At 70.0% G+C, this 5,035-nt stretch carries 4 protein-coding genes and 1 pseudogene; all 5 read left to right on the top strand.

What is annotated here, in order from left to right:
• Positions 1-102, top strand: a pseudogene (locus tag ABTY40_RS30745) (ATP-binding protein); the annotation flags it as partial.
• Positions 103-441: 339 nt separating this feature from the next.
• Positions 442-3,672: a sensor histidine kinase gene (locus ABTY40_RS30740; protein WP_352062508.1), complete on the top strand. Its 3,231-nt coding sequence runs from the start codon at positions 442-444 to the stop codon at positions 3,670-3,672.
• A 10-nt stretch (positions 3,673-3,682) separates the two neighbouring features.
• Complete coding sequence (locus tag ABTY40_RS30735) at positions 3,683-4,096, top strand: roadblock/LC7 domain-containing protein (protein ID WP_026057603.1); 414 nt, start codon at positions 3,683-3,685, stop codon at positions 4,094-4,096.
• Between the two features lie 93 nt (positions 4,097-4,189).
• Positions 4,190-4,750 (top strand): DUF742 domain-containing protein, encoded by a 561-nt coding sequence (locus ABTY40_RS30730; protein WP_352062507.1) that lies wholly within the window; start codon positions 4,190-4,192, stop codon positions 4,748-4,750.
• The coding region (locus tag ABTY40_RS30725) for a GTP-binding protein (RefSeq protein WP_030739219.1) at positions 4,731-5,035 on the top strand (305 nt) is incomplete at its 3' end. The genes ABTY40_RS30730 and ABTY40_RS30725, both read left to right, overlap by 20 nt.

The following is a 5,035-nucleotide window of genomic DNA, read 5'->3' as shown; positions in this document are numbered from 1 at the left end:
CCCGACACCCCCATCATCACCACCGACGCCCGCCACCGGGCCGACGCCAAGAGCGCGCTCATCACCCTCGTCGAGCACGCCCTCATGGCCCGGCTCAAGTAGGAATCCGGCCACGGCACTTGTCCCGCGGCGCCGCACGCGGCGGTCTGTGTCCTTCGACACGGCCGTCCGCGTGTTCATAACATTTCGACAGAGAATTGGGGTGCCTCGGACACCCGACGCATCCGATCGGTGCCGCTGTGCTCACATGAGCCCCGCCATTTGGCGGGGCTCGTTCTTTATGCCCGTTTTATCTGCGGTCTGCGCCACGGCCGGAAGCCGCAGCCGACTGTTTGGTAGGGACCGCCTTCACGTGCTGCAATTCATGAACTCCCGAGTAGTACGGCCCTGAACGAAACACCGGCACAACGTAGGTGCCGACGCCGAGAGGTTGTTGGTCGAGTGAGGCGAAGCAAGGAAAGCTCCGCGGAGCAGGAGACGCGGGGCAACTTCACCCCGCCGTCGCGCACAGCGGTGTCGCCCGCGGACGTACCCGTGACGCCGCCACCGGCCTCCCGGGGCAGCTCCAGCAAGCTGTCGCCGCGCAACTGGCGGGTACCCACCCGACTGAACGCGATCCTCCTCATACCCGTGCTCGTCGGCCTCGTCATGGGCGGCTTCCAGGTCAAGAGCTCGATCGACACCTGGCAGGAGGCGCAGGACGCCGAGAAGACGGCGCTCATCGTGCGCGCCGCCTCGGAGTACAGCACCGCCCTCCTCGACGAGCGCGACCTCACCGCCGCCCCGCTGCTCGCCGGCGACCGCGACCACGAGGCCGTGACGCAGGCGCGGGCCGCCACCGACGCCGCCCGCGTGAAGTTCGACGAGGCCGTCCGGAACATGCCGTCGGGCCAGGGCCTGGAGCGCCGGCTGCGCCTGTTCAAGGACGAGGAGCCCAACCTCGAGCAGCTGCGGAAGACGGCCTACTCGGCCGGTCTCGACCCGGTGAACACGCAGCTCGGCTACACGGGCGTGCAGCACTACCTGATGGAGTTCTCCAACGAGCTCGGCCTGGGCACCGGCAACATCACCAGCTACGGCCGTACCGTCTACGCGATCCAGCTCGCCAAGGCCGCCGAGTCGCTCCAGCGCTCCATCGGCACCCACCTGCTGGTGCGGCCGAGCGAGAAGGAGCCGGTCTTCGCCCAGCAGTCCGTGGCGTTCAACTCGTACAACTACCTGGAGCAGATCGCCCTCGGCGAGTACAACTCCGGCGGCACCGCCGAGGACGTGCAGCGGCTGCAGGAGGTCATGAAGGCCAAGGCCGCCGCGGGCGCGGAGAAGATGCGCTCCGCCGGCGTCGAGCTCCCGAAGGGCAAGGACGGTTCGGTCTACACCGGTGCCGCCTCGGCCATCGGCAGCGCCAAGAACCCCGCGGCCCTGAAGGCCCTCGCCGCGAAGGGCATCACGCCGCAGACCTGGATGGCGGTCGCGACCGCCAAGTTCGACGGCTACAGCGAGGTCGAGAAGGAACTCGTCGACAAGGCCGTGACCGAGGCCGCCGAGATCTCCTCCGACGCCCAGCGGGACGCCTGGGTCAACGGTGGCATCGTCGTCGTCGCCCTGCTCACCGCCTTCATCCTGGCCGGGATGATGGCCCGCCAGATGAGCCGCTCGATGCGCGAGCTGCGCACCGCCGCCTTCGGCATCGCCGAGCAGCGCCTGCCGATGCTCGTCGACCAGCTGTCGCGGACCGACCCGGGCCGGGTGGACACCCGGGTGCAGCCCATCCCGATCGACTCCCAGGACGAGATCGGCGAGGTCGCCCGCGCCTTCGACCAGGTGCACCGCGAGGCCGTCCGGCTCGCCGCCGAGCAGGCCATGCTGCGGGGCAACGTCAACGCGATCTTCACCAACCTCTCGCGCCGCAACCAGTCCCTCATCGAGGGCCAGCTGACCCTCATCACGGACCTGGAGAACAACGAGGCCGACCCGGACCAGCTGGAGAACCTCTTCAAGCTGGACCACCTCGCGACCCGCATGCGCCGCAACGGCGAGAACCTCCTCGTCCTCGCGGGCGAGGAGCCGGGCCGCCGCTGGGACCAGCCCGTCCCGCTCGTGGACGTGCTGCGCGCCGCCTCCTCCGAGGTGGAGCAGTACGAGCGCATCGAGATCGCCGGCGTCCCGGAGGCCGAGATCCACGGCCAGGCCGTGACCGACCTCGTGCACCTGCTGGCCGAGCTCCTGGAGAACGCGACCACGTTCTCCTCTCCGCAGACCAAGGTCCGCGTCACCGCGACCCGTCTCCCCGACGGCCGCGTGATGGTCGAGATCCACGACAAGGGCATCGGCCTGACCGCCGAGGACTTCGCGGACATCAACCACAAGCTGGCCAACCCGCCGACGGTGGACGTCGCCGTCGCGCAGCGCATGGGCCTCTTCGTGGTCGGCCGGCTGGCCGACCGGCACGGCATCCGCGTCCAGCTCCGCCCCTCGGGCGAGCAGGCCGGTACGACCTCGCTGGTCATGTTGCCGGACGCGATCACGCACGGTGGCGGTGGCGAGCAGCCGGTCCAGGACGACTTCACCGTCTCCCAGATCATTCCGCAGCAGAACGCCTTCGACGCCGCCCCGCCGCAGCCGATGCGGACCGCCGCCGAGCTGGGCTTCGACGACTCGCGCTACGAGCAGCGGGACGACAACCGCCAGCTGGACCCGGTCAACCGCTCGCTGCAGCGCGAGGAGCGGCGCGCCGCCCTGGAGGCGCAGGCGCAGGGCGGTGACCGTCCCCTGTTCCAGGACGAGGCGGACCACTCGGCCCGGGAGTACGAGCAGGGCCAGGGCCAGGAGTACGGCGGCCAGGAGTACGAGCAGTACGGCCAGGAGTACTCGAACGCCGAGTACGGCCAGGCGCAGGAGTACGGGAACGGCTACCCCCAGCAGCAGGACGGCTACGGCTTCCCGGCGCAGCAGGGCTACGAGGGGTACGAGCAGCAGCCCGCCGACGGCTACTCTCAGGGCGGCTATGCGGAGGGCTCGTACGAGACCTCGGGCATCGAACAGCAGCAGTACGGCAACACGTTCGATCCCCACGCCCACCAGGGAGAGTGGCAGGATCCGAACGCGTACCAGGGCGGCTACCAGCAGGAGTACGGAGCGGAAGCGGAATCTGCTCCGAGCGCTCCCGAACAGCCCGCCGACCGCGTAGGCTTCGACCGTCCGGGAACGGCCCCGAGTCCCGCCCCGGACGCCGGCCACGCGCTGACGGACGCCGGTCTGCCGCGCCGTGGCAGCTCCGGCCCGCAGGCGCCGCCGGCACAGCGGTCCGCCCGGCCGGAGCAGTCCGCTCCGCCGGCGGCGCAGCAGGCGGCCGAGCGGTCGGACGAGGCCGAAGGCCCCGACGACTGGCGCTCGGCCAACGACGAGCGCTGGGAGCGGGCCGGCAAGCTCCGTGAGCCGAAGGCGGGCGGGGTCACCTCGTCAGGTCTCCCCCGGCGGGTCCCGAAGGCCAACCTGGTCGAGGGCACGGCGGAGCAGACCCCGCAGGGCGGCCCCCAGGTCTCCCGCGCGCCCGAGGACGTACGGGGCAGGTTGAGCAACCTGCGCCGCGGTGTCCAGCAGGGACGCGGCGCGGGAACGGACACGAACGGATCGGGCCTCGGCCCGGGTAGTACCTACAACCAGGAGCGTTAGTGTGAGCCCGATGAGCCAGGCGGCGCAGAATCTGAACTGGTTGATCACCAACTTCGTGGACAACACCCCCGGGGTGTCCCACACGGTGGTGGTCTCCGCCGACGGACTCCTGCTGGCGATGTCCGAGGGTTTCCCCCGGGACCGCGCCGACCAGCTTGCGGCCGTCGCCTCCGGACTGACCTCGCTGACCGCGGGCGCGTCCCGGATCTTCGAGGGCGGAGCGGTCAACCAGACCGTGGTGGAGATGGAGCGCGGCTTCCTCTTCATCATGTCCATCTCGGACGGCTCCTCGCTGGCCGTCCTCGCCCACCCCGAGGCCGACATCGGTCTGGTGGGTTACGAGATGGCCCTTCTCGTGGACCGCGCAGGAACCGTACTGACCCCTGACCTCCGGGCGGAGCTTCAGGGAAGTCTTCTCAACTAACAGACAGACAGTGCGTTTCTCGTCACCGCACCGTAAGGTGCGGTGGCGCGGTTCCAAGGGACATGGGGCCGCGAGGCAGTCGGAGGAGGAGACGTGGGAACACCCCCGGGCGCGAGCCCCTACAACGGTTTTGACGCGCATCAGGCACCCCTGGGCGACCCGGCGCAGAACCGGTTCAACTTTCCCTCCGCACCGAGCAGACAAGGCGTTTCCCAGCCTTATCAGCAGCCTCAGGCCCCGGCCGCCCCGGCGGGCGCGGCCACCCCGGCGGCCGGCCGGCGTGCCACGGGTGGTGCGGGCGGTTCGGGCGGCCACAACCCGCTCGTCCGTCCGTACGCGATGACCGGCGGCCGGACCCGGCCGCGTTACCAGCTCGCCATCGAGGCGCTGGTGTCGACCACGACCGATCCGTCCCGGCTGCAGGGGCAGTTGCCCGAGCACCAGCGGATCTGCCGGCTGTGCTTCGAGATCAAGTCGGTTGCCGAGATCTCGGCGCTTCTCTCCATCCCCCTCGGCGTTGCCCGGATCCTCGTCGCCGACCTGGCCGAGGCCGGACTCGTCGCCATTCATCAGCCCGGCGGCGACGAGGCCGCCGGCGGCCAGCCAGACGTGACACTGCTCGAAAGGGTGCTCAGTGGACTTCGCAAGCTCTAGCGGCGGCGCGGCCCGTTCAACCACCAGCGCGAAGATCGTGGTGGCGGGTGGCTTCGGCGTGGGCAAGACCACGTTCGTCGGCGCCGTCTCGGAGATCAACCCGCTGCGTACCGAGGCCGTCATGACGTCTGCGTCCGCGGGCATCGACGACCTCACGCACACCGGCGACAAGACGACGACGACTGTCGCCATGGACTTCGGCCGCATCACGCTCGACCAGGACCTCATCCTGTACCTGTTCGGCACCCCCGGCCAGGACCGCTTCTGGTTCATGTGGGACGACCT

Source organism: Streptomyces sp. NPDC126503 (genome assembly GCF_040302405.1).
Classification (GTDB): domain Bacteria; phylum Actinomycetota; class Actinomycetes; order Streptomycetales; family Streptomycetaceae; genus Streptomyces; species Streptomyces gulbargensis.
This window is presented reverse-complemented; position numbering and strand designations above follow the sequence as displayed.

What these genes read in the sequence shown, in the direction of transcription:
- ABTY40_RS30735 (WP_026057603.1), top strand. Translation starts at nt 3,683, where the DNA reads ATGAGCCAGGCGGCGCAGAATCTGAACTGGTTGATCACCAACTTCGTG.